The sequence below is a fragment of the Streptomyces sp. LUP47B genome (genome assembly GCF_001746295.1).
In the GTDB taxonomy this organism is placed as follows: Bacteria; Actinomycetota; Actinomycetes; order Streptomycetales; family Streptomycetaceae; genus Streptomyces.
The window spans coordinates 1,249,940-1,272,619 of record NZ_MJAH01000001.1; the positions used below are offsets into that span (position 1 = coordinate 1,249,940).

At 69.4% G+C, this 22,680-nt stretch carries 17 protein-coding genes; 10 read left to right on the plus strand and 7 right to left on the minus strand.

All coding sequences use genetic code 11. The features are described from left to right. Positions 1–142 precede the first annotated feature (142 nt). Complete coding sequence (locus BFN33_RS05570) at positions 143–1,633, minus strand: MFS transporter (protein ID WP_079140630.1); 1,491 nt, start codon at positions 1,631–1,633, stop codon at positions 143–145. Positions 1,634–3,145: 1,512 nt separating this feature from the next. Between BFN33_RS05570 and BFN33_RS05575 the strand changes: the two genes are divergently transcribed. The 7 genes from BFN33_RS05575 (at position 3,146) to BFN33_RS05605 (ending at position 12,040) form a co-directional block, all read left to right on the plus strand. Beyond that, the gene (locus tag BFN33_RS05575) at positions 3,146–3,841 is read left to right on the plus strand and encodes a TetR/AcrR family transcriptional regulator (protein WP_176742304.1); all 696 of its coding nucleotides are present in this window, start codon (positions 3,146–3,148) and stop codon (positions 3,839–3,841) included. 678 nt (positions 3,842–4,519) lie between these two features. After that, the gene (locus tag BFN33_RS05580) at positions 4,520–5,557 is read left to right on the plus strand and encodes a TIM barrel protein (RefSeq protein ID WP_069758661.1); all 1,038 of its coding nucleotides are present in this window, start codon (positions 4,520–4,522) and stop codon (positions 5,555–5,557) included. Then, a complete protein-coding gene (locus BFN33_RS05585) occupies positions 5,554–6,462 on the plus strand; it encodes a transketolase (RefSeq protein ID WP_079140636.1) in 909 nt (302 codons plus the stop codon). The genes BFN33_RS05580 and BFN33_RS05585 overlap by 4 nt, the downstream gene beginning before the upstream one ends. After that, positions 6,459–7,412, plus strand: a complete 954-nt coding sequence (locus BFN33_RS05590) for a transketolase family protein (protein ID WP_069758662.1) — start codon at positions 6,459–6,461, stop codon at positions 7,410–7,412. Before BFN33_RS05585 ends, BFN33_RS05590 begins: the two co-directional genes overlap by 4 nt. After that, a complete protein-coding gene (locus tag BFN33_RS05595) occupies positions 7,412–8,857 on the plus strand; it encodes an FGGY family carbohydrate kinase (RefSeq protein WP_069758663.1) in 1,446 nt (481 codons plus the stop codon). Before BFN33_RS05590 ends, BFN33_RS05595 begins: the two co-directional genes overlap by 1 nt. 202 nt (positions 8,858–9,059) lie before the next feature. Continuing rightward, entirely contained in the window at positions 9,060–9,965 is a 906-nt protein-coding gene (locus tag BFN33_RS05600) for a sugar-binding transcriptional regulator (RefSeq protein WP_079077596.1), read from the plus strand. 305 nt (positions 9,966–10,270) lie between these two features. Then, on the plus strand, positions 10,271–12,040 hold the full coding sequence (locus BFN33_RS05605) for a DUF5605 domain-containing protein (RefSeq protein ID WP_057617635.1): 1,770 nt from the start codon (positions 10,271–10,273) through the stop codon (positions 12,038–12,040). 542 nt (positions 12,041–12,582) lie between these two features. Here the strand turns inward: BFN33_RS05605 and BFN33_RS05615 are convergent. From BFN33_RS05615 to BFN33_RS05620, 3 genes are all read right to left on the minus strand, one after another. Then, complete coding sequence (locus BFN33_RS05615; protein ID WP_069758664.1) at positions 12,583–14,052, minus strand: UvrD-helicase domain-containing protein; 1,470 nt, start codon at positions 14,050–14,052, stop codon at positions 12,583–12,585. Positions 14,053–14,567: 515 nt separating this feature from the next. Continuing rightward, positions 14,568–15,521: a DUF6083 domain-containing protein gene (locus BFN33_RS54105; protein WP_347336170.1), complete on the minus strand. Its 954-nt coding sequence runs from the start codon at positions 15,519–15,521 to the stop codon at positions 14,568–14,570. A gap of 86 nt (positions 15,522–15,607) precedes the next feature. Continuing rightward, entirely contained in the window at positions 15,608–15,871 is a 264-nt protein-coding gene (locus tag BFN33_RS05620; RefSeq protein ID WP_057617642.1) for a helix-turn-helix transcriptional regulator, read from the minus strand. Between the two features lie 626 nt (positions 15,872–16,497). Between BFN33_RS05620 and BFN33_RS54110 the strand changes: the two genes are divergently transcribed. Next, positions 16,498–17,067 carry a hypothetical protein gene (locus BFN33_RS54110; RefSeq protein ID WP_242436170.1) on the plus strand — a complete coding sequence of 190 codons (570 nt, stop codon included), beginning with the start codon at positions 16,498–16,500 and terminating at the stop codon, positions 17,065–17,067. 199 nt (positions 17,068–17,266) lie between these two features. Beyond that, positions 17,267–17,494, plus strand: a complete 228-nt coding sequence (locus tag BFN33_RS05630) for a hypothetical protein (RefSeq protein WP_256122642.1) — start codon at positions 17,267–17,269, stop codon at positions 17,492–17,494. Between the two features lie 68 nt (positions 17,495–17,562). On the opposite strand, the gene BFN33_RS05635 is transcribed toward BFN33_RS05630, so the two are convergent. Together BFN33_RS05635 and BFN33_RS05640 are read right to left on the minus strand one after the other, a co-directional pair. Next, positions 17,563–18,741: an acyl-CoA dehydrogenase family protein gene (locus BFN33_RS05635; protein ID WP_069758666.1), complete on the minus strand. Its 1,179-nt coding sequence runs from the start codon at positions 18,739–18,741 to the stop codon at positions 17,563–17,565. Positions 18,742–18,869: 128 nt separating this feature from the next. Next, complete coding sequence (locus BFN33_RS05640) at positions 18,870–19,244, minus strand: ferredoxin (RefSeq protein WP_059208767.1); 375 nt, start codon at positions 19,242–19,244, stop codon at positions 18,870–18,872. Positions 19,245–19,351: 107 nt separating this feature from the next. Between BFN33_RS05640 and BFN33_RS05645 the strand changes: the two genes are divergently transcribed. Then, positions 19,352–19,729: a DUF6479 family protein gene (locus tag BFN33_RS05645; protein ID WP_069758667.1), complete on the plus strand. Its 378-nt coding sequence runs from the start codon at positions 19,352–19,354 to the stop codon at positions 19,727–19,729. A gap of 120 nt (positions 19,730–19,849) precedes the next feature. Here the strand turns inward: BFN33_RS05645 and BFN33_RS05650 are convergent, their stop codons facing one another. Next, complete coding sequence (locus tag BFN33_RS05650) at positions 19,850–21,583, minus strand: glycoside hydrolase family 15 protein (protein WP_069758668.1); 1,734 nt, start codon at positions 21,581–21,583, stop codon at positions 19,850–19,852. Positions 21,584–22,680 lie beyond the last annotated feature (1,097 nt).

A 22,680-nucleotide genomic window follows, 5' to 3' on the forward strand; every position in this document is an offset into this window, starting at 1 on the left:
GAGGCGGGGCGGGCGGTGCGCCGGGGGGTGGACGCCGGTCACGGTCGGCAGGGGTGGCGAACGCGGCGGACGGTGGTCCGGCTCAGGTGGCGGGTGTGCCGGGTGCGCGAGGGGTCAGGACTCACGCACCCGGCTGCATCGGTCAGACCGTGGCCGGCTGTGCGCCGGTGTCGATCTGGTCGGGCCGCAGCACCCGCGGGATGAAGAAGGAGAGAATCAGGGCGACGGCCATGCACCCAGCGAGGGTGAAGTAGGCGTTGGTGAGGGCTTCGTCGGAGTAGAACGCGGTGCCCTTGAGGATGTGGCGGTCGTTGTTGAGCGCGGTGAACATCAGCTGGGTGGTCAGGGCGTTCGCGAGGTTCATGAGCATGATGGCCATGCCGCTGGCCAGGCCCTGCTCGCGGTGGGAGACGGCGCCCAGCAGCAGGATGCCGGCGCAGGACAGCACCAGTCCGCCTCCGAAGCTGGTCAGGCAGCCGGCGAGGATGATCTGGAGTTCGTTGTGGTGGAAGAAGCCTTGGCTGATGAGGCCGGCGGTGGTGATCAGCAGGCCGGCTCGCCAGGGCAGGCGCGGGTCGATCTTGCGGGTGAGGACACCGGCGATGAGACCGACGATTATCACCAGGAGACCGGCCGGCGTTCCGACGAGGGCGTTGTGGGTGCCCGACCAGCCCAGCCCGGCGGATACTCCGGGGATGGCGGGGTAGAGCGCGACGAAGACCACCATGGTTCCCGCCGTGAAGAAGGTGCCCTGTGCGATCGCCGAACCGGCGAGGACGGTGGCGACACTGGGGCGGGCCAGCATGCGCACGTCCAGCAGGGGTTCTCTCACGCGGCGTTCGACGAGTACGAAGGCCACGGCGAGGACGATGCAGGCGGCGAACAGGCCGAGTATCCGGGTGTCGGTCCAGCCCCAGGTGCCGCCCTGGCCGAGGGCGTAGACCAGGACCGTGGCTGAGCCGCCCAGGAGCAGGCCGCCGACCCAGTCGAAGTGGACGCGCTGTTCGGTGGGAGGGACGTTCGGCATGAACAGCAACACCAGCAGCAGACCGAGCGCGATGCCTGCGGCCAGTGCCCACAGCACGCCGTGGAAGCCGCTGTGGTCCAGCAGCCAGCCTGCGGCCAGTGGGCACACCACCAGCACGACGCCGGCGGAGCTGCCGATCAGGCCAGTAGCCATGCCGACGTGGCGGGGTGGGAAGACATCGCGTGCCGATGCGTAGACCAGGGCTGCGATGGGCCCGTAGAGGCCGGCGACGGCCCGGCCGACGAGCGTGATCTCGTAGGAGGGGGCGAGGACGGTGATGAGGTCGCCGATCAGGCCCGCGGCGAGGATGGCGATCATGACCCGCTTGCGGCCGAACAGGTCACCGGCCTTGGCGACGAACGGGGTGGCCAGGGCGACGACCAGGGCGTAGATCGTGGTGAACCAGGCGATCTGGGCGGTGTGGAAGTGCTGGGCGATCGCCCCTTGCGAGGTGGCGGTGAAGACACCGGCCACGGTGAGCATCTGGGCGGGCCACAGCATGGCCAGCAGGACCATGGTCAGTCGGGGTCCCAGGCGGGTGCTGGCGCCTGGCGGCGTGTCCGCGACGGGGGCGGGAGGCGGGGAGGCCGCAGGAGTACGCGTCATCGCGTGTCCTTCCGGACAGGGGCGGCAGGCCGTGCTGGACGGGCCGCCCAGCCACCGGGGTGGCGGGAAGTGTTCGGGTGCCGTGCACCGTAACTTAAAAACAGTTTGCGTTACAGGTTTTTAACGATGTGACCTGGATCACACCAGAATGGTCTCGCCTTGCGTTGAAGATTCGATATTGCAAACGGACGTGGGCGGCCCAGCGGGCTGCCACCCTCTCCACATGACACGGTTTTTCAGAACACTCCGGTCATACCGGCCGCTCGCAGAGCGTAGAGCAGGTCCCTGCGGTGTGCGTCGGAGAGGGCCTGTGCTGCTGCAAGCATTGCGGGCACGGACGCGGGGCGGGCTGCCACCAGGGTTACGGCGTCCTGGCGCGGCCGGGTCGCCAACACTCTCCGCAGGAGATGCAGGAGATCTCCGGCGAGGGCGCGATGGCCGGATTTCAGCAGCGCGCGAGCCAGCTCGGCGATGTCCCCTTGGGCGGACGGCCTGCGGCCAGGCGTGCGAGATGCTCGGCCTGCGCCCAGCGTCGGCCGTCATCCAGAGCCTCGACAGCCTGGGCGAGGTCGTTCGCCGGCAACGAAGCCCCTCCCACAGCGACGTCTCGATCTCCGCTTCCTGCCCGTTCTCCTCCAGGCGGCAGCGAGTGCGGGCAAGCCGCGGGGCCACGTAGCGGCGTCGCAGAGCACAGCGTGGGCCTGCCCGCTCGCGCCGGCCGCGCGCAGAGCCCGCAGGTGCCGAGCGGTCGAGCGGGCCTGGGCCAGCAGTTGTGGATGCGGGTCGCCGATTGTGAGGGGGCGCCTTCGGGATCCGGCTTGTCCAGCGGCGGAGCCGCGGCGCCGAATGCCGGCGCAGCCAGTAAGGCACCGGCCGTCCTGCGCCGCGGTCGTGGCGGCGGCGTGTCGCGAGACGCTTCCCGAGCCGACTGGTCCAGGGCCGGCTCAGGAACCGTTCGCTGTCCGGCGCGGCTCCGGGGACAGTTGCGGATGGCGCTCGCTGCGGTGACACCCCGCCTGCCAGGTTCTGATCGTGGGCCTGCCATGAGGGCGGCGCGGGCTGGTGTCGGGCGGCCTCGGACCGCTGGACGCGCGTATACAAAGATCAGGTGCGCCCCCGCAGTACGGCGCCGGTGTCGCGGAATCGCTCGTGGGCCCTCAGTAGCAGGTCCACCCCGTCCCACGGCGGCGTTTCCCGGCCCGCGAGGTACGCCTGCAGTTGCGCCGGCCGGCGCTCGGCCAGCACGGCTGGCCATCCGTCCCGGTCCGACAGCTGTCGGACCCAGCTATTGCAGGTGGTCGACAAGGAGGTAGTGCGCAGGGGCGGGACGTCACTGTCACTCCAGGAACGCGGGAGGTGGACTGACGCGACTGTCGAACCTCCCGGGCACCGGACAGCCGTCTGCGCGGCCGACGGGTGGAATGGGGCCCTGGCTAAAAACAGTCGGCCAGTGAGCATTTGCGTGAACCGGATCTGTCATCCGGTCAATGCCCTCCACGTATGCTCATTGCCATGTCCAGCGTCGCCGAGCCGCCTGCGTCTCACAACGACCGAGCGGCCAAGAAGCCGCGCACTCGCCGCCGCACCGGCACCTACGCCGCCGCGGACGAGCGGCGCAGGCTCATCCTGGAAACAGCGATCGTTCACTTCGCGAACAAGGGCTACCACAACGCCTCCACGCAGAAGATCGCTGCCGACGTGGGCATCTCCACCACCGGCCTGATGCATCACTTCGGCAGCAAGCAGGAACTCCTGCGTGCGGTCCTCGAGACCCGTGAGACCCAGGCGTTCGAGCAGTTCTTCCACCGTCTCGATCCCGCCGAGCCCGACCCGGTGGAGCTGTTCCGCCTCATCGCCGAACAGACACGCTTCAACGTCACCCAGCCCGGCCTCATGCAGATGTACGCCCTTCTGGCCGCCGAGGCAGGCAGCGAGGACCACCCCGCCCACGCCTACTTCCGCGAGCGGTACGAGCGCATCATTGCCATCATCGCCAAGGCCATCGACCATGGCGTGGCGAGCAACATCCTGATGCCGGGAACCGACGGCCGCGCCGTCGCCCGCGAGATGCTCGCTGTTGCGGACGGCTACCAGATCCAGTGGGCGCTCTCCGACGGCACCTTCGACTTCCTCACCGCCCACCTCACCTACCTCGACAGCCTCTGCCGACGCCTCACCATCGATCACACGGGCATCACCAGCACGTAGCAGGCCCGACCCGCCGCCTACGCCGAGCCGCAGCACCGGCCTCCCCGCGGCGACCCACTCCAGCAACAGACCTCAGCCGGAGCTGTCCGCCCTGCGACGTGCGAGATGGATCAAGGCGCGCCCGGTCTGGGCCCGGACCGGCCCCAGCTCAGCAAGTTCACCTCCCCGACAGTCTTCCGCACGCCACACCACGCCCGCAGACCTGCGCGGCAACGCCCGCGCGGCACGTGAAGACGGCGTCAATCCGGGTGCGAGGTTGCCGGCTCACCGGCGTCGGCCCCGACACGGATGGTCCGCGCAACCTCGCAGAACGCCCCGGCCCTCGCTTCGACCACGTAAGCCTGGGCCGGTGCCGCTCTGCCTGAGCCGCTGCAGGCACGGAGCACCCACCCCTGCACCGCCATGTTGTCCGGACCGAGGACAGGCGGTCGCGCATTTCCTGTGGTCGGCATACGCCCGCAGACCTCTCGAGAGGAGGCTATGGCCGCGGCGCGACCTGCACCGCCCGCGCGGACGGTTGGCGTGCCGACCCCCAGACTCTCCCGGATGATCAGGCGTGTATTGCGTTATTTGCCCCAGAATGATGGAGGTGGCGCGGCCTTTGCCGCCTCGCCGGCCGCCGCGACGCCGGGTGTGCCGGGGTTGACACTCCAGAAGCCTGTTCGTAGCTTGGCCTGCATGCCCAATCAAGCACGCATAGACATTCAGGAGCCGTCGGAGGGGGAGCCGGTCTTCGGTGCCGGTGTGTGGCACTTCGCCACCTACGTCGACCGCTACGCGACGGACGGATACGGCGAGCCGCGCACCATCCTCGACGCGATCAAGCTGGCCGGCGAGGTGGGCGACCTGTCGGTCCTCGACCTGAACTGGCCTTTCCCGCCGGGCGGCATCAGCACGGCCGCGGTGCGTGACGCGCTGGCCGAGCAGAACCTGCGGGCGATCGCCGTGACGCCGGAGTTCTACACCGGCAAGTTCGCCAAGGGCGGGTTCACCAACCCCGACCCCGGCGTGCGCCGACAGGCCATCGACCTGGTCGCGGCCTCGGCCGAGGTCGGCCGCGAACTCGGCGTCGACTACGTCAAGATCTGGCCCGGACAGGACGGCTACGACTATCCCTTCCAGGCCGACTACACCGACCTGTGGACGAAGTCGGTGGACGCGCTGCGGGAGCTGGCGCAGTCCTTCCCAGACCTGAAGTTCGCCATCGAGTACAAGCCGCGCGAGCCGCGCAACCGGATGGTGTTCTCGTCCGTGGCGCGCACCCTGCTCGCCATCGAGGACATGGGGGTCGACAACGTCGGCGTCCTGCTGGACTTCGGCCACTCCCTGTACGGCGGGGAGACCCCGGCCGAGGCCGCCCGCATGGCGATCGCCCGCGACAGGCTGTTCGCCATCGACGTCAACGACAACTTCCGCGGCTGGGACGACGACATGGTCGTCGGCTCGGTCCACCTGCTGGAGACCTTCGAGTTCTTCTTCGCCCTGCACGACGCCGGCTGGCAGGGGGTGTGGCAGCTCGACCAGTTCCCGTTCCGTGAGGACCCCGTCGAAGCCGCCCGCACCGGCATCCGCACCATGCGCGCCTTCCACCAGGCCCTCGCCTACCTCGACCGGGAAGAACTCGCGGCCGCCCAGTCCGCCCAGGACGCCCTGAGGGCGCAGCGCATCGCCAAGCGGGCGCTGTTCCGCGCCCTCGCAGAAAGCGAATCCGAATGACCACCGTCCTGGAGCCTGCAGCGCCGCTGCAGGTCGATGACCACGCTGCCCACGTTTACCAGCAGCGCAGTGCCCTGCTGCGCGCGTCCTCACCCGCCGAGGCCGCCGCGGAGCTGAAGGGGATCGCGACCGCCGTCCGACGCGACATCCTCACCACCATCCAGTCGGCCGGCATGGGCCACGTGGGCGGTGACCTGTCTGTCACCGACTTGCTGGTCACGGCGCTGTGGGGCACCCTGCGCATGCACCCCGCCGACCCCGGCCACCCTCAGCGTGACCGGTTCGTGCTCAGCAAGGGCCACTGCGCCGCCGCCCTGTACTCCACGCTGGCCTCCTGCGGGTTTTTCCCCCGGGCACGGCTCTCCGAGTTCATGGCACCGCTGTCTCCGCTCAACGGCCACCCTGCCCGACTGAAGGTGCCCGGAGTGGAGACCAACAGCGGCCCCCTCGGGCACGGATTCCCGGTGGCCGCCGGTATCGCCCTCGGCGCGCGGCTGCGCGGTGAGGCGTGGCGGACGATTGTGGTGCTCGGCGACGGTGAGATGCAGGAGGGCAGCAACTGGGAGGCCGCGATGACCGCCGCCCACTACCGCCTGTCGAACCTGACGGCCGTCGTTGACCGCAACCGCCTGCAGCAGGGCGCTCGCACGGAGGACACCACGGCCTTGGATCCGCTCGACGCGAAGTGGGAGAGCTTCGGCTTCGAGGTGCGGGTCATTGACGGACACGACCATCAGGCGATCAAGGAAGCGTATGCGCCGTCGACCACCGGCCGTCCGGTTGCGGTGATCGCCAATACCGTCAAGGGCAAGGGAGTGTCGTTCATGGAGGACCGCGTCGAGTGGCACCACAAGGTGCCCACCGACGAACAGGTACGTCTGGCGCTAGAGGAGCTGACCCGATGAGCACCCTGACGCAGCAGGCTGCCACTTTTGACTGCCGTACGGACTTCGCCGACGAACTGATCACGCTGGCCCGCGCCGACGAGCGGATCGTGGCCGTTTGCAACGACTCAGTGGGCTCCAGCAACTTGGTGAAGTTCCGCGATGAGTTCCCCGACCGGCTGATCAACGTCGGTATCGCCGAGCAGGACATGGTCGGCGTGGCGGCCGGCCTCGCCAACGCCGGGTTCATCCCCTTCACCTCCGCCGCGGCCCCCTTCCTCACCGGCCGCGCCATGGAACAGATCAAGGCCGACGTCGCCTACACCCACCGCCACGTCGTGCTGTGCGGCCAGAGTCCCGGCATGGCCTACGGCGAGCTCGGTCCCACCCACCACTCCATCGAGGACCTCTCCTGGATGCGCGCGATTCCCGGCCTGGAGATCATCGTGCCGGCGGATCCGTCACAGATGCGCAGCGCGGTGCGCTGGGCCGCAGCCTCGGGCAAGCCGACGTACATCCGCGTGCCCCGGTTCAAAGTGCCCGCCGTCACCCCCGACGACGCCCCCTTCGAAGCCGGCCGGGCCGTGCGTCTGACAGAGGGCAGTGACGTCACCCTCATTGCGATCGGCACGATGGTCTCGCGCGCGCTGGACGCCGCCGCGGCCCTGGGCCGTGATGGCATCTCCGCCCGTGTGCTCAACATGACCTTCGTCGAGCCGCTCGACGCGGACGCGGTGGTGGCCGCGGCGCGGGAGACCGGCGCCATCGTCACCGCGGAGGAGGGACTGCTCTCCGGCGGTCTGGGGGCAGCCGTGGCCAAGGTCGTGGCAGAGAATCATCCTGTGGCGGTGCGCATGTTGGGTGTGCCGGCCTTCGCCCCGACGGGCAGCGCCGCCTTCCTGCTGGAGCACTTCGGGCTGACCGCCGACGGCATCGCCGGCGCCGCGCGTGCCGTGCTGGGGCGGGCCTGATGAAGCCGCACGTTCTCGCCATCGACCAGGGCACGAGCTCGACCAAGGCCCTGCTTCTGGACGCCGCCGGCGACATCGTCTCCCGGGCGCATGCCCCCTTGCGTCAGTTCCACCCGGGGCCTGGCCTGGTGGAGCAGGACGCCGCGGCGCTGCTGGACAGTGTGCACACGGCCGTCGCCGTATGCATGAAGGACACTGACCCGCGCGGTGTCGCCGGTGTGGCACTGAGCACGCAGCGTGAGTCGGTCGTCCTGTGGGAGAGCGCCACGGGCAGGGCCGTCGCGCCTGTGGTCAGCTGGCAGGACCGGCGTGGGGCCGAACGTGCGGCGCACCTCATCAAGGCGGGCATGGGGCCGGAGATCCGTCGGCTCACGGGCCTGCCGCTGGACCCGATGTTCTCCGCACTGAAGATGGCGGACCTCCTGGACCGGCACGACCCCTCCCGGGCCCGCAGCCGGGCCGGCGAGCTGCGCCTGGGCACGGTGGACGCCTACCTGCTGCACATGCTGACCGGTGAACTGGTCACCGAGGTCGGCAATGCCTCCCGCACCCAGCTGCTCAGCCTCGCCACCGCGGACTGGGACGACGAGCTGCTTGAGTTGTTCGGCGTCCCGCGGGCGGCGCTGAGCCGGATCGTCGCCTCCACCGGCGAGTTCGCAACGGTGCGCGGCCTGGAGCCGCTGGCTGACGGCACCCCGGTGCTGGCGGTGATGGGTGACTCCCACGCCGCCTTGTTCGCGCACGCCGGCTGGCGGCCGGGGATAGTCAAGGTCACTTACGGCACCGGCTCGTCGGTCATGACCGTGGCGGACTCGCCTGCACCGCAGGACGGCGTGTGCGGCACCATCGCCTGGTCCACCGGTCGGCCGACTTACGCACACGAGGCCAACATCCACTCAGCCGGGCGGACCCTGACCTGGCTCGCTGACCTCCTTGGCGCAGAACCGGACGATCTCATCCGCCTCGCGGCCGACGCGGACGCGGAGGAGATCACTCTGGTGCCGGCGTTCGGCGGCATCGGTGCCCCATGGTTCGACCCTGAGGCCGTGCCCGTCCTCGCCGGGTTCACCCTCGGCACCGGTCGCGCCCAGCTGGCTCGCGCGGCTCTGGAGTCGGTTGCCTTCCAGGTAGGCGACGTCCTCTCCGTCCTGCCCGGTCTGCAGCAGGTCGTTGCCGACGGTGGCCTCAGCCGCAGTGACACGCTGATGCAGTTGCAGGCCGACCTCGGAGACTTCACCGTGGCCCGCACCCGGGACCACGAGCTGTCCGCCGCAGGATGCGCCCATCTCGCCGGAGTCCAACTCGGTCTGTGGACGCAGGCTGATCTGGAGAAACGGGCCGACAGCGGCCTTCAGGTCTTCCGCCCCGGCTGGGACGAGCTACGGCGCAGCGGCGCGGTCGCACGCTGGCACCGGCACCTTGCGGCGGCTCGCACCCTGCGGTGACAGAAGGTCCACAGACTCGCCCTTTCCGCACAAGTACGACAGGACAGCATGTACCGCAACCGCAGCCAGCGATCGCACCATCAGCACGACGATAGGGTGTCGCACGGCGACAGTCAGGGGAACCGAGGAGGGAACAACAGTGGCGACAGCGCCGTCAGCTCCCGGTCCTGACCACCTGCGGCTACTGGTGAAAGTGGCCCGCATGTACCACGAACGCGGAGTGCGCCAACCCGAGATCGCAGCGCACCTGAACATGTCGCAGCCCCGCGTCTCGCGACTGCTCAAGGAAGCCGCCGACCGTGGCGTGGTGCGCACCGTGGTCGTCTCCCCCGAGGGCGTGCATGCCGAGCTCGAGGAAGCCCTCGTCGCGAAGTTCGGCCTGCGCGATGCCATCGTGGTGGAAGTGGAGGGCGCGGGGATCGACGTCATCCCCGCACTCGCTGCGGCGACCGCCACCTACCTCGATGCCACGCTCAAGGGCGGGGACGTCATCGGTGTCTCTTCCTGGAGCGCGACGCTGTTGGAAGCGGTGAAGGTGATGCGGGCGAAGACCTCGTCCGTGGCTCACGAAGTCGTACAGATGGTTGGCGGCTCGGGCAGCCCCGAAGTGCAACTCCACGCCACCCGTCTGACCAGCCGCCTGGCTGAACTGACCGGAGCCCGACCGGTCTTCGCGCCGTCCGCGGCGCTGGTCGGAAGCCGTGAACTGCGCGACCTGCTGTCACAGGAGCCCGCCATGAACGAGGTGATACAGGCGTGGTCGCGCCTCACGCTCGCTCTTTTGGGCATCGGCGGCCTCGATCCGTCACCTTTGCTGCGCAGCTCGGGCAACGCCATCACCACCGAGGACCAGCAACAGCTGAAAAAACTCGGCGCGGTGGGCGATGTGTGCACCCGCTACTTCGATGCCGACGGCCATCCTGTCGACGCCCCCTTCAACGACCGTCTCATCGGTATCGGGCCCGATGAGCTGCGTGCCGTGGAGCGCCGTATCGGCGTGGCCGGCGGCACGGCCAAGACCCCTGCGATCCGCGGCGCGGTGCAAGGCGGATGGATCAACGTTCTGATCACCGACTTCGAGGTGGCACGGAACCTGCTGAGCGACTGACCCTCAGCCAGGCACTCCCACACCACCTCAAGGCCGGTCTCACCCCATCCGTCATCCGCACCGCCGCTGGGGCTGAGCCGCAGATCCGACCGGTATTTCACCGCGCGGCCAGACGCCATCCGGCCCGCCCCGCGCCGCTCGGTCTGCTCTTTTCACGGCCGCGACCGTCATCGTCGGTCGACGACAAACGGATGCAGCGCATCCGCCTACTACGTCCCTCGGCGACCCCGGCCACCTCGTCCACCCCGTCCATCACGCGTCCAGCCAGCCTGGATCGCACCTCGGCCCACCCGCAGGAGAATGCGATGCCTTTCGGCCCCCACACCCCCCTGACTGATTTCAAAGCCTCCAAGGAGGCTGCGGCCGTTCTCGAGCGGCACCTTCCCGGCATCCTCGACATGCCCGACTTCACCGTGCTGCCCTTCATCCCGCTGGGCGCGATGCTGGGTCACAACCCACCGCTTGGCGAGACCCCCGCAGCGATGGACGCGCTGTGGCAAGACCTGGCCTCCCTGCCCTCGGACCCTCCGCTGCGTAAGGTCCAGCCAGCTCCCACGCGCCCCGTACCGGACTACGACTCCCCTGAAGCCCTCCGGGCATCGGCGACTATCAGCGAGGTCAGCGACACCGAGCAATGGGGCGTCGCCGAGGTCGTCCTGCGGGGCCCGGACCACGGCAACCCCTTCATCGACGTCGAACTCGACGCCGTCTTCCGGCACGCCGAAGCACCCGAGGTACGTGTCGGCGGCTTCTACGACGGTGCGGGAACCTACCGCATCCGCTTCCAGCCGCCCCACCCCGGCCGTTGGACGTTCGAGACCCGCTCGAATGCCCGCTCACTGGACGGCCTGACCGGGTCACTTCAGGTGTCCGCATCCTCGGCAGGCAACCGGGGTCCGGTCCACGTGGCCGGCACGTACCACTTCGCCTACCAGGACGGCACCCCCTACCTGCCTCTCGGCACGACCGCATACGCCTGGGCCCACCAGACTCCTCAGCTGCAAGCAGCCACACTCCGGACGCTGGAAGAGGCACCCTTCACCAAGATCCGCATGTGTGTCTTTCCTAAGTCGTACTTCTTCAACGCCGATGAACCGCCGCTCTTCCCCTACGTCCGCAACGACGACGGATCCTTCGACTTCGCCCGGTTCGACGTCGCGTTCTTCCAGCACCTGGACCACAGCGTCGAGCAGCTCGCACGCATCGGCGTGGAAGCGGACGTGATCCTCTTCCACTGCTACGACCGGTGGGGCTTTTCCGCCATGCCCGCCTGGGCGGACGACCTGTTCGTCACGTACGTCGTGCGGCGACTGGCCGCGCACCGCAACGTGTGGTGGTCCCTGGCCAACGAGTACGACTTCCTGCCCCACAAGACCGAAGAGGACTGGGAGCGCGTTGCCCAGGTGATCGGACGGGAAGACCACGCCGGCCACCTCACCAGCATCCACAACGGGGTCACGTTCTACGACCACACACGGCCCTGGATCACGCACTGCAGCATCCAGCGCGTCGACACCTACCGGACCGCGGAGAACACCACCGAGTGGCGGGAGACCTACGGCAAGCCCATCGTCATCGACGAATGCGGCTACGAAGGCGACATCGACGCAGGCTGGGGCAACCTCAGCGCCCGTGAACTTGTGCGCCGCTGCTGGGAAGGCGCCATCCGCGGCGGCTACGTCAACCACGGCGAGACCTACTACAACGACGAAGAGATCCTCTGGTGGTCCAAGGGCGGAACCCTGCACGGTGAGTCCGCCGAACGCATCGGCTTCCTCGCCCGCATCACCGCCGAAATCCCCAGCGGCCGCATCGAAGCTCTGCCCTCCAGCTGGGACATGGTGTGCGGCGGAGACGACGACCATCGCATCATCTACTTCGGCAACGGCTGCTCCACCTTCCGCTGGCTCCAGCTGCCCCCGGGCACGCAGTGGGAGGTGGACCTCATCGACACCTGGAACATGACCGTGGAAACCCAGCCCGGATTGGCCGAGGGGCGGACCAAGATCACTCTTCCCGGTCGTGAGTACATGGCGGTCCGACTGCGCCGGGTGAAGGCCGCAACGAACGGCTGAGGAAGCCGGCAAGGCCATCGTGACGCTTTCCTTGTCCGTCGGCCCGCGTCATTCCCATGGCCGTGGCACGTCAGACATGTGCCGCGGCCGTGCTTTGCCCCGTCAGCACGGTCTGTGCTGTCCCACGAATCGTGTAGCTACTGCGGGTGCCTGGGGGCTTGAGCGAAACCTTGCACGGAACTCGTGAACAGATCGTGCCCTGGCCTCCCGGTCAAGGCCTGAGCGATCTGGATCATGTCGCTGCGGTGATGAGGCGCGCGGTAGACCCGGGTGACACGCCACAGCGCCTGCGAGCTCAACGAGGTACCGCTCGACCCATAGGCCATCGGAAGGAGGACCGGGCCCGGGAGCCGGCGCGACATCCAGCCGCTCACTGGCGGCCTCGGGCCCCAGGGACGAGGAGTGGAGCGGCCCCGTCTCGATGCACGCGGACGGTTCCGTCCTGGCCATGCACGTGCTGCCCTGACAGGTCCGTTCTCCGGGGAGATTCTGGCAAGTACGTGCGGCTCTGGCAAGCGCGTGCAGCCCTGTTCCTCGGCTCGTCACCGGCCATCGTCGGCACCTTGTTGGTTCTCGATCCATGCGAGCCCTCCGAGGTCCAGTCGGCGGCGAGCACGAGTGACGGCGACATAGGCGAGGCGCGCGTCCGTATCGCTCACGGGTTCCGGGATCGGGCGACCTCTGTGGTCCTGCCGGTCACTGTCCGGTGGCGGGGGAAAGTCGTCGGCGATTCTGACCTGGGTCCATTCCCGGCCTTTGGCCGTGTGGGCGGTGGAGACCGTGACCTCGGCCTTGGACTCGTCGGTCAGCGCGTCGACGGCGGCGATGATGGCTTCGGGGCCGTGAGTGTCGACGAGTTCCACGAACGGCTGGAGATCGCGGCCAGCGGGATCGTACTCCGCGTAGTCCTGCAACTCGCCCCAGGAGGCGAAGAGAACCAGTTCAGGGTGGGAGGTGCGACCGCCGTCTTTGAGATCTCGGGCGGCCTTCGCCAGTGCGACGAGTGTCTGTCCGCCCCGTGTCAGAGCCACCTGGCGTCCAGCGTCCAACTGCCTCATGACTTCTGTCACGGCGCCGATGTTGGTCCGGCACAGCACTGCGTCCGGGCAGGTGACCAGGCCGACTTCCGTGGGAATAGCTTCGGTACCGGTCAGCCGGATCGGCGTGTCGGTGAACGCGAGCCAGCGATTTGCCTGATCGGCAAGGAGAGGGCCGAATCGGAAGGAACGGGTCAAGGTGAGGTGGGTGGCGTCGAAGCCGGTCATCACGTCCCGGGCACCGCGCCACCCGTAGATGGCCTGGGCTGAGTCGCCGACCATCACCAGCTGGGCGTGGTCGCGTTGAGCGGTGAAGATCTGTTCAAGGACGGGGTTGGTGTCCTGGGCTTCGTCGAGGAGGAGAAAGTCGGCCTCGATCTTCGGCCCGGTCAGAGCCCACATCTTCAGGTAGTTGTCATGCTCGAAGCGAACCACGCCTCCCTCGGGGTTCTGCAGATCTGTCCAGGCTTTCCCGACGTACGGCATGACCACGTCGACGAGTTGGGCGCGCTCGTCCGGGGCTCCGAGCCTACGCAGGACCGGTACGTGGTGGGGTGCAAGAGTCCTGTCTGCGGACTGACAGAAACGGGTGACCGTACGCAGCACAGTGTGGGACAACGTCCTGCAACTGATCTCGTGATCGCCGATGCGGACCGGCGACCTAATGCCGAGGGCCTGTCCGATCCGCCATGCGGGCTGGCGGGGGCTGCTGAGACGGCGAGCGAAGCGGTGGCCGAGGGCGGCATAGGCCGTCGCGTGCGCGGTCCTGCACAGTACGGAACGGGGGAAGCGGTTTGCGGCGTCGTTGGCGATGTCCTTGTTGAAGGCGAGGTACCGGCCACGGCGTCCGGTACTCGCGGCGAGCAGGCACAGCGTGCCGGTCTTGCCGGTGCCGGCACCGGCTTGGAGGACAAGGTGGTGACCGTCGCGGAAGGCGTCAACGGCGTGTGCCTGTTCGTCTGTGGGCGTGTGCAACGGAGGCTCCGCAGAGGAGAGGGGCTAATGAGTCGAGTGAGAGGTGTGCCCTGGGTGCCGGCGGTGCGGCACGGCGCGGGCCGCACATGTCAGGACGTCTTCGGGGGCGTGGTGGACGAGGAGGCTCTCGAACTGGGCAGCCAGTTGCCAAGAGCGGTTCCTCTCGTCCCGTTCGAGGGCCGCTACGACGGCTCGGGCGAGGAAGTCTCCGGGTTTCTGCCCCTGGGCTGCTGCGTCCCGGCGGACCACCGAGCATGTGGCACGAGGAAGGACAAGGTTGAGCAGTACCCGGCCCGACCGGTCGGAGTAGTGGGTCGTCAGCACGTCGACGGGCAGGAGTCGATCGAGCTCGCGGCGAAGCGACCGCAGAGCCTGGCCAGGAGACTTGGCGCGGCGCGTTGTCATCAGCCGGGTGCGGTCGGCGTTCGCTGCGAGCGGCACCACACGGCAGGCCCGGTGAAGTTCGCGGTGGGTAGCGGACCTGGTCACGATGACCTCGACAGCATGTTGCCGCCTCATCGCCGGACCGCGTTCCGCGCATCGCCGTCAGGGCGTGGCCGACAACCGTGGGTGGGGAGTCGAGGGTTCACGTAGGCGTGGTGGACGAGTGGGTCGAAGGGCTCCCAGTCGGTCAGTGCGAGGTCCGCTGCGGCTCGGGCGGCGGCATGCTGAGGGCAGCGCTGCGTGCGCCAGCGCAACTGCTCTGCGTACGGCAGGGAGGAGAGGTCGTACAGAGCCATCACCTCAGCAGGAAGCGCCAGTTGGCCTCGCGTGGTTGTCGCAGGAACCAAGGTCCAGGTGCCCCTGGGACCGTTCGGAGCGAGCATGGTGCGGGTGCAGCGATCACGATGCCGTGTCTGGGCGACACACTGGATCTCGTTCACGGGGCGTGCCGCGAGGTAGCGGACGTAGAGGATCTGAACGATGGGCCTGGCGGGTCGACAGGCGTCCTTCTGCTCCGCCGAACGGTCCGAGGCCACAGTCAATTTGAAGGCGCCGGCGTCGGTCAGACGGCGCGTGTTCACCGCCAGCACCCGCCGTAGCCCGGTCAGCGCGGGGGTGGTGACGGAGGCGCCATCACGAGCAGGGCAGACAACGGCGTGGGCCAGTCGGCACCAGGCGCTGCCGTCCCCGGCGGGATGTGCAAGGCCGGAGCTGACGTGCCAGCGGTAGTCGGCGGGCACCTCGGCCGCCGACAGCTCCCGTGGATGCAGGCGGACTGGGCGGTCACAAACTCGGTGGTACCACTCGACAGGGTTGCCGCACTCACGGCAACGGTCGCGCTGAGCACAGCGCAGAAGCCGGGTGGGGCTGTCGGGCTCGACAAGCAATGACCGTCGCTGGTGGGCCCGAACGGGCCTGCCGTCCCAGTGTCGGTGTGTAGATGAGGGGCGCATGCACGTGAAGGTGCCAGGCAACACGCCGTACGCGCGCCGTCCAGGCCGATGGAGTCCACCGAACGGCCCCATCCGTACCAACCCGCATTCGATTCCCGATCAAACGTTCACCCTGGGCCCACTGATCGGGTGGTTGGTACGCAGGTTTAGACAGCCTGTCAGTCGCTCGTCCGCTGAGGGGGTTCGTGCCCGCGACAGAGGGCACCGAAGAGTTCGTCGAGCGGAGTGCTGAGAGCGTGAGCGAGGGCGTGCCACGTCTTGAGGGTGCCGATCGTGCGACCTTGCTCGATCTCGATGAGAGTCCTTCTGGCCAAGCCGCTCCGGTCGGCCAGCTCGTCGTACGTCCATCTCCGCGCCGCGCGCAGCCGAGCGAGCTCCAGACGCAGAGCGTCGAAGTCCGGGTCGGGCGGCAAGATCGTCACCCGACCATCCGACGGTGCAGACACCTGCCCTGTCAGTGCAGACCTCTGCCCTATTTCTCCCCGTCAGTGGCTCAGCGAGGGCAGAGCTCTGCACTACCGTGTGCGGTCGACCCCAGCCCGACGGGGGCCAGCGCGGAAACAACAGGAGGAACGCACGCGCCATGAGGCTCCACTTCGCCCACCCCAGAGTGCGGCGCACCTGGACAGTGGAACTGCGCCCACAGCCTGGCGGCCCAGTCCTCGTGTGCCGACATTGCGCCCACAACAACCGACCAGTCAACGGCCCCTCGGCCCGAGCCGAGCTCCTGGCCCACCTCGCATCGCACGCCCGCTGGGATCGCGTGCCGCCACATCTTCGGACGTGCCAATGCCATGAACGCGGTTGCGAGTGGCATCCCCGCCATCGGGGATGCCACGGCCCCATCCGGCTCTTGCTCACGCGCAAGCCCGGCGGTCGAATCTGGCGACTCGCCGACGCATGCACAGCTTGCGCTGCGGCCACGTCTCACGCAGCCGTGGTTCCCGAGACAATCCTGGCCACCAGGGCATCACCGTGCGGACGCGCCAATTCCAGCCGGAAACGGCGCCACCCCAAAGGACCCGACAGCCGAACCCGGGCACGCGAGATGCTCAACTACCTCGCCACCGCTCTACCGGCCGAAACGGGAGCCGCCGCCCGGCTGATCGCCCTCCAGTGCGCGTTGCGCATGAACGACGCGGCTCAGGTCACGTTGCCCTTCGGTGTCTTGCGCGGTCTTCGACTTGCACCGGCCGCGGCCTCTTGGGACGAACTCCGCCAGGCACGCTGGTTGCAGACAGCTCCGCCCGCCTGTCAGGGAGTGAGGGTTCAGATTCTCGACGCGGGCTTGCTCGCACAACACCCGGCTCGGCCCGATCGACTTCAGGCAGCTGACTGGGCCCTGCGCACCGCGTCCCAGGTCCGAGCCGACCCCACGCCTCTCCAGCAGCTTGCCGCCCTGTCTCTGGCCACCCGCATCACGAGAGAAAATGACCACGGATCCGCGGAAGCGGACCTGATGGCGCGCGAGTTCGGATCCGAGGTCGTGATACTTCCCCTGCTGCTCGACCAGTTGGTGACCAAGGGACTGCTGGCCGCTTGGGCAATCACTCAGGAGACGGGAGACCTGCACTGGACAATGGAAACAAATGACCACGCCCTTGATCTCAAGGACTGACGACACGGTGGCCGCTGTCAGCCGAGCGTGACCTTCCGCTTGAGGCCGTTGCCTTGACCCCAGTCATAGACCCGGTCGTGCTGGAGCAGCCCGACGACGATCCCCGGTGCGATGCCGGCAGTACGGGCGAAGGCTTCGATGGCTGCGAGCGAGAGGTAGCGGCGTCCGCACCGACGAGATCAGCAGTTTGCTGGCACGAATGGCCTTCCACCAGGCATGGCTCCAGATCGAGGCCACAACCGTCGCGGGCCCCTACGCAACCCTCGTGGCCACGGCGCGAGCGGAGGCCGGCGCGCAGATGAGCCTCGCCTGGCAGCAGCCACCGATCAGCACCGACAGCGGCTTGAACCTCGGAGTCCCGTACTCCCGGGACCGATCGAACGCGGCCCGAGCCACGTGCATCGAAGTGATGCGTCGTCACCTCTGAGAAATGACACCGATCTTGATGCCAACTATCCATCTTTTGTGCCAACTATAAATCCTCGTCACAGCGAGCTACCGGCGCACCCGCGGCATCCCCAGACCGATCCACGAGATGATCTCCCGCTGGATCTCGTTGTTGCCGCCACCGAAGGTGAAGATCACCGCCGAGCGGTAGCCCCGTTCCAGCTCGCCGTGGAGGGCGGCACCCGCGGAGCCCTCCTTCAGTGCGCCGGCCGCCGCGACGATCTCCATGAGCCACGCGTAGGCGTCCCGGCGCGCCTCGGAGCCGTAGACCTTGACCGCGGAGGCGTCCTGCGGGGTGAGGGTGCCGTCCTCCACGGCGCCCACCATCCGCCAGTTGAGGAGCTTGAGCGCGTCGAGGCGGGTGTGGGTCTGGGCGAGGCGGCGGCGCACCCACGGCAGGTCGATCACCCGGCGGCCGTCGGCGAGCTTGGTCTCCATGGCCCAGCGCTGCACGTTCTGCAGGGCGCGGATCGCCATGGTGCCGTGGGCGGCGAGGGTGACCCGCTCGTGGTTGAGCTGGTTGGTGATCAGCCGCCAGCCCTGGTTCTCCTCGCCGACCCGGTGCGTCACGGGGACGCGGACGTTCTCGTAGTAGCTGGCCGTGGTGTCGTGCGAGGCGAGGGTGTTGATGAGCGTGCAGGAGTAGCCGGGGTCGGTGGTCGGCATCAGGAGCATGGTGATGCCCTTGTGCGGCGGGGCGTCCGGGTCGGTGCGCACGGCGAGCCAGACCCAGTCGGCGGTGTCGCCGTTGGTGGTCCAGATCTTGTGCCCGTTGACGACGTACTCGTCGCCGTCCCGCACCGCGCGCGTCTTCAGGGAGGCCAGGTCGGTGCCCGCGCCGGGCTCGCTGTAGCCGATCGCGAAGTCGATCTCCCCGGACAGGATGCGCGGCAGGAACCAGGACTTCTGCTCCTCGGTGCCGTACCGCATGATCGTCGGCCCGACGGTGTTCAGGGCCATCAGCGGCAGCGGTACGCCGGCCTGGGCGGCCTCGTCGAAGAAGATGAACTGTTCCATGGCGGTCAGGCCGCGGCCGCCGTACTCCTTGGGCCAGCCGACGCCGAGCCAGCCGTCCGATCCGAGGCGCCGGATGGTGTCACGGTAGAAGCGCTTCTGGGCCTCGCGGTCGGTGAAGCGGGCGTGCGCGTTGTCCGGGACCAGCTCGGCGAAGTAGGTGCGCAGTTCGATGCGCAGCCGTTGCTGCTCGGGTGTGTGGTCGAGATGCACGGCGCCCTCCAGGCTCCCCTGAACCGGTCCTGACGGCGCACACCGTAGAACGTGTTCCAGAAATTGGGAACGGCCAGGAGGGGTCCGTCGGGCGCGGAGCGAGCGCCCGGGGCGCGGAAGAGCCTCTTTCAGACGAGGGTCGCCATGAAGTCCGTGCACGCCTGGGCGCACTCACGGCACGCCTTGGCCGCGTCCTCGGCGCCGGCATGCCGGTCGAGGACCTGCGCGCACTCCAGGCAGACCGACCGGCACCATTCCAGCTGGACACGGATGCCGGCCTCGTCGAGATGGTTGTCCTCGGACAGCACACGGCAGGTGGCGTCGCACACCTCGGCACACATGATGCCCTTGCGTCGGAGTAGTTCCTGCTCCTCGGTCCCGTCCGGATCGACCAGGCTCGCACGCAGCGCACAGGCCCGCGCGCACTCGGTGCACGCCTGGGCGCACGCGAAGCGGTCCTCCAGGAACCGGAAGAGCTCCTGCTGGGAAGTCGAAGTCGTCACACCGGGCGGGTAGCCGCGGTCCGAGCCGCCAAACCCGGTGTTCCCGGGGTTTCCTCCGTCCGGAGGACGAGTCGGTTCGCCCCGGACGCCAGGGGTACTCGCGTGGCATGAACCAAGCCCTGAACACCGAATGGATGGACATGGCCGCGGGCCGGGGCGCTCTCGCGGCCGGAGTGATCGCGGCGGGTGTCGTGGTCGTGGCCGTGCTGATCGGCGCCTTCTGGCTGGGTATCCGCGTCAAGCGCCGCGAGTCGCCGCCGCCCACGCCCGAGGAACAGCCGAGGCTGCCGGAGGGCGGGCCGGTCCGCGAGGTCAGGGAGAACCGGGAGCCCGACGAGGTACCCAGGAGCGACACCCGGCTGACCCCCCACGAGCTTCCGGGCCACGGCAACAGTCCGACCCGGACAGGCCCGGCAGGAGGACGGCCCCGTTGGAACGAGGGCAGCAGCGGCTCGTTCGGCAGTGGCGGGCCGGGGGGCAGCTGACCTCTACGGCCGTCTCGCGCGGTCGGCCCTTCACATCGAGCCTGATCGGGGCAATCGTCCCCCACGTCCCTCATCGGCCAGAACCACCCTGGAACGGCTGGAGGCGGCCGCCCGGCTCACTCACTCACCGAGCCGGGCGGCCGCCTCCAGCAGCACTGCGTGGACGAAGGCCTGCGGGAGGTTGCCGCGCAGCTGGCGCTGGGCGATGTCGAACTCCTCGGCGTACAGGCCGGACGCGCCGCAGGCGCCGCGGTTGCGTTCGAACCAGCGGAACGCCTCGACGGTCCGGCCCTGCTGGTGTTCGGCGAGTGCCATGACGAAACCGCACAGCAGGAACGCGCCCTCGGCCTCTTCCAGAGGGCGCTCGTCGTGGCGGAAGCGGTAGAGGAAGTGGTCGTCGGCCAGTTCGCGACGGCATGCGGCGAGGGTGGCACGGGTGCGCGGGTCGGTGGCGGGCAGGGCGCCGCGCACGCCGGGCAGCAGCAGGGCGGCGTCCAGCGACGGGTCGTCGGGGGTGCGCTGCCAGTGGCCGTCGGGGTGGAGGCAGGTCCGCTCGACGGCACCCAGGACGGTGTCGGCCAGGGCGGTGCACGTGTCGGCGAGTGGACGGTGGGGCGCTGCGGCGGCCACGGCACGTAGACCGGCGACGCAGATGAGCCTGCTGTGGGTCCAGAGCCGGTCGCTCAACTCCCAGATCCCCGCGTCCGGTTGGCGCCACCGGTCGGCGATGGCCCGCACGGAGATCTCGACGGCCTTCCAGTGCTCCTCGTGGAGCCGCCCGTGGCGTTCGGCGGCCGCGAGCAGCAGCAGGGCCTCGCCGAAACAGTCGAGCTGGAACTGCTCGCCGACCTGGTTGCCGACGCGGTCGAAGCCGCCGGGGTAGCCGGGCAGGTCGAGTTCGCGCTGGGCGGGGACCGGGTCGCCGTGCACGGTGTAGGCGGGCACCAGGCGGGGGCCGTCCGCGTGCAGGCGTGCGGTGACGAAGCCGACGGCGGCGTCGAGGAGGTCGTGGGCTCCTGCGGCGGCAGCGGCCTGTCCGGCGTAGCTCTGGTCGCGGATCCACACGTACCGGTAGTCGTAGTTGCGGCCCTCCTCGGCGCGCTCGGGCAGGCTGGTCGTGGCCGCCGCGACCATGCCCCCGCCCTGCGTGGTGAGGCCGCGCAGGACGGCGTACGCCCGCCGCGCGTCGCGGGGTGCGACGGTGCCGTCGAGCGCGGGGACCGTCTCGTGCCAGGCCGCCTCGGTCGCCGCCCAGGCCTGCTCCGGCTTCGGAAGGTCGGCCGGCAGCGGGGATACGGCGCACTCCAGGACCAATTCATGTCGCTCGCCGGGCTTCAGCTCGATGTCGGCGGTGAGGCCCCGCTCCCCGGCGACGGCCTGTGGGGCGCCCTGCCAGCGCAAACGGTGGCTGCCGGTGCGCAGCTCCCACACTCCGTCATCGCTACGGCGGACGGACTCGACCGGTGCTGTGCCGAACCCGCTGTGCGGGTCGAGGACCAAGGAGAGGCGGGCGGGCCCGTCGACCGCGTGCAGCTGCCGCAGCAGGACGAGCCGGTCCGGGTCGCCGGGGAAGGCCAGCGCCTCACGGCACTCGACGATTCCGTCGTCGGTGACCCAGCGGCTGCGCCAGATGAGCGTGCCCTCTTCGTAGTACCCGCCGACGACGTACCGGCCGGTGGGAGTGACGGCGTACACGCCCCGCCCCCCGACCAGATCGCTGAACACGGCCTCGTCGTGCCAGGTGGGCGCACACAGCCACCCGATGGCGCCATCGGGCCCGATGAGCGCCCCGCGCTCTCCGTCGGCCAGCAGCGCGTAGTCGTGCAGCGCATGGGGCGGGAAGGGGGTGCTCATGGCGTTCGGGTACCCCGGGGGCGGGGGGATCAACGGGGGTGGCGGAGGGGGTGGGCGGGTGTGGGGTCGGGGGGTACTGGGCCGGCGTGCGGGGCACTGGCGGAATGCCCGGGGCCCGTCGAGCCAGGGGTCGGGGGGTACGGGGTCGGCGTGCGGGGGGGGCTGGCGGAGTACCCGGGGGCCCCGTCGAGCCAGGGGTCAAGGGGTATGAGGCCGGGGTGCAAGGCGCTCGCGGACTACCGGGGGCCGTCGAGCCAGGGGCCAGGGGACGACGGGGTACGGGGTCGGCGTGCGGGGCGCTGGCGAAGTACCCGGGGCCCCGTCGAGCCAGGGGTCAGGGAGTACGAGGTCGGCGTGCGAGGTGCTGGCGGAGTACCCGGGCCGTCCAGCCAGGGGCCAGGAGGTACCGGACTGGCGTGCAAGGCGCTCGCGGAGTAGCCGGGGCCCCTTCGAGCCACGGGCCAGGGAGTACGAGGTCGGCGTGCGGGGCGCTGGCGGAGTACCAGGGGCCGCCGAGCCACGGGTCTGGGGGCCGGGGTCGCAGAGCTGGGACGAAGAGCCGACGCCGCAGCGACCCGCGCTCCCGGGAATCCGACGGCTCTGAGTGCCGGTGTGCCCGAGGTGGACCGCAACCAGCCAGGCCGACGCCCGGCCAACGCCGCGACCCGCTGGAGCAACGCCTCGCCGACGCAACCCGCTGGACCGGCCCCCACCGCCACCCCGACCCCTCACACCTCCCTCGGCCCCGCCCACCCCGACCCGTCACACCTCCCTCGGCTCCGCACCCCGCCGCTCCCCGCCACCACCGCAGCCACCTCGGCTGACGCAGCACCCGGCCGCCTGCCTCATCGCCCACGGCAGGCCGACCCCTACGGCCTCCGGCGTGACGGTGCGCCGAATGTCGGCACCCGCCCGCGTCCGACTCCGGCGGAAGAGCACACCGACCCGACCCGGTACGCACCCGCAGCCCCGTACGTCAGCCGCGGGAACTCGCCCTCCTCGCGCAGGCGTCCGCCGTCGACGTGCAGCCCTGGCGGGTAAGCGACCCGCACGGGCAGTCGCCGTCTCGGCCCCGTCCGGCGCGGTGCGGTCCGGCC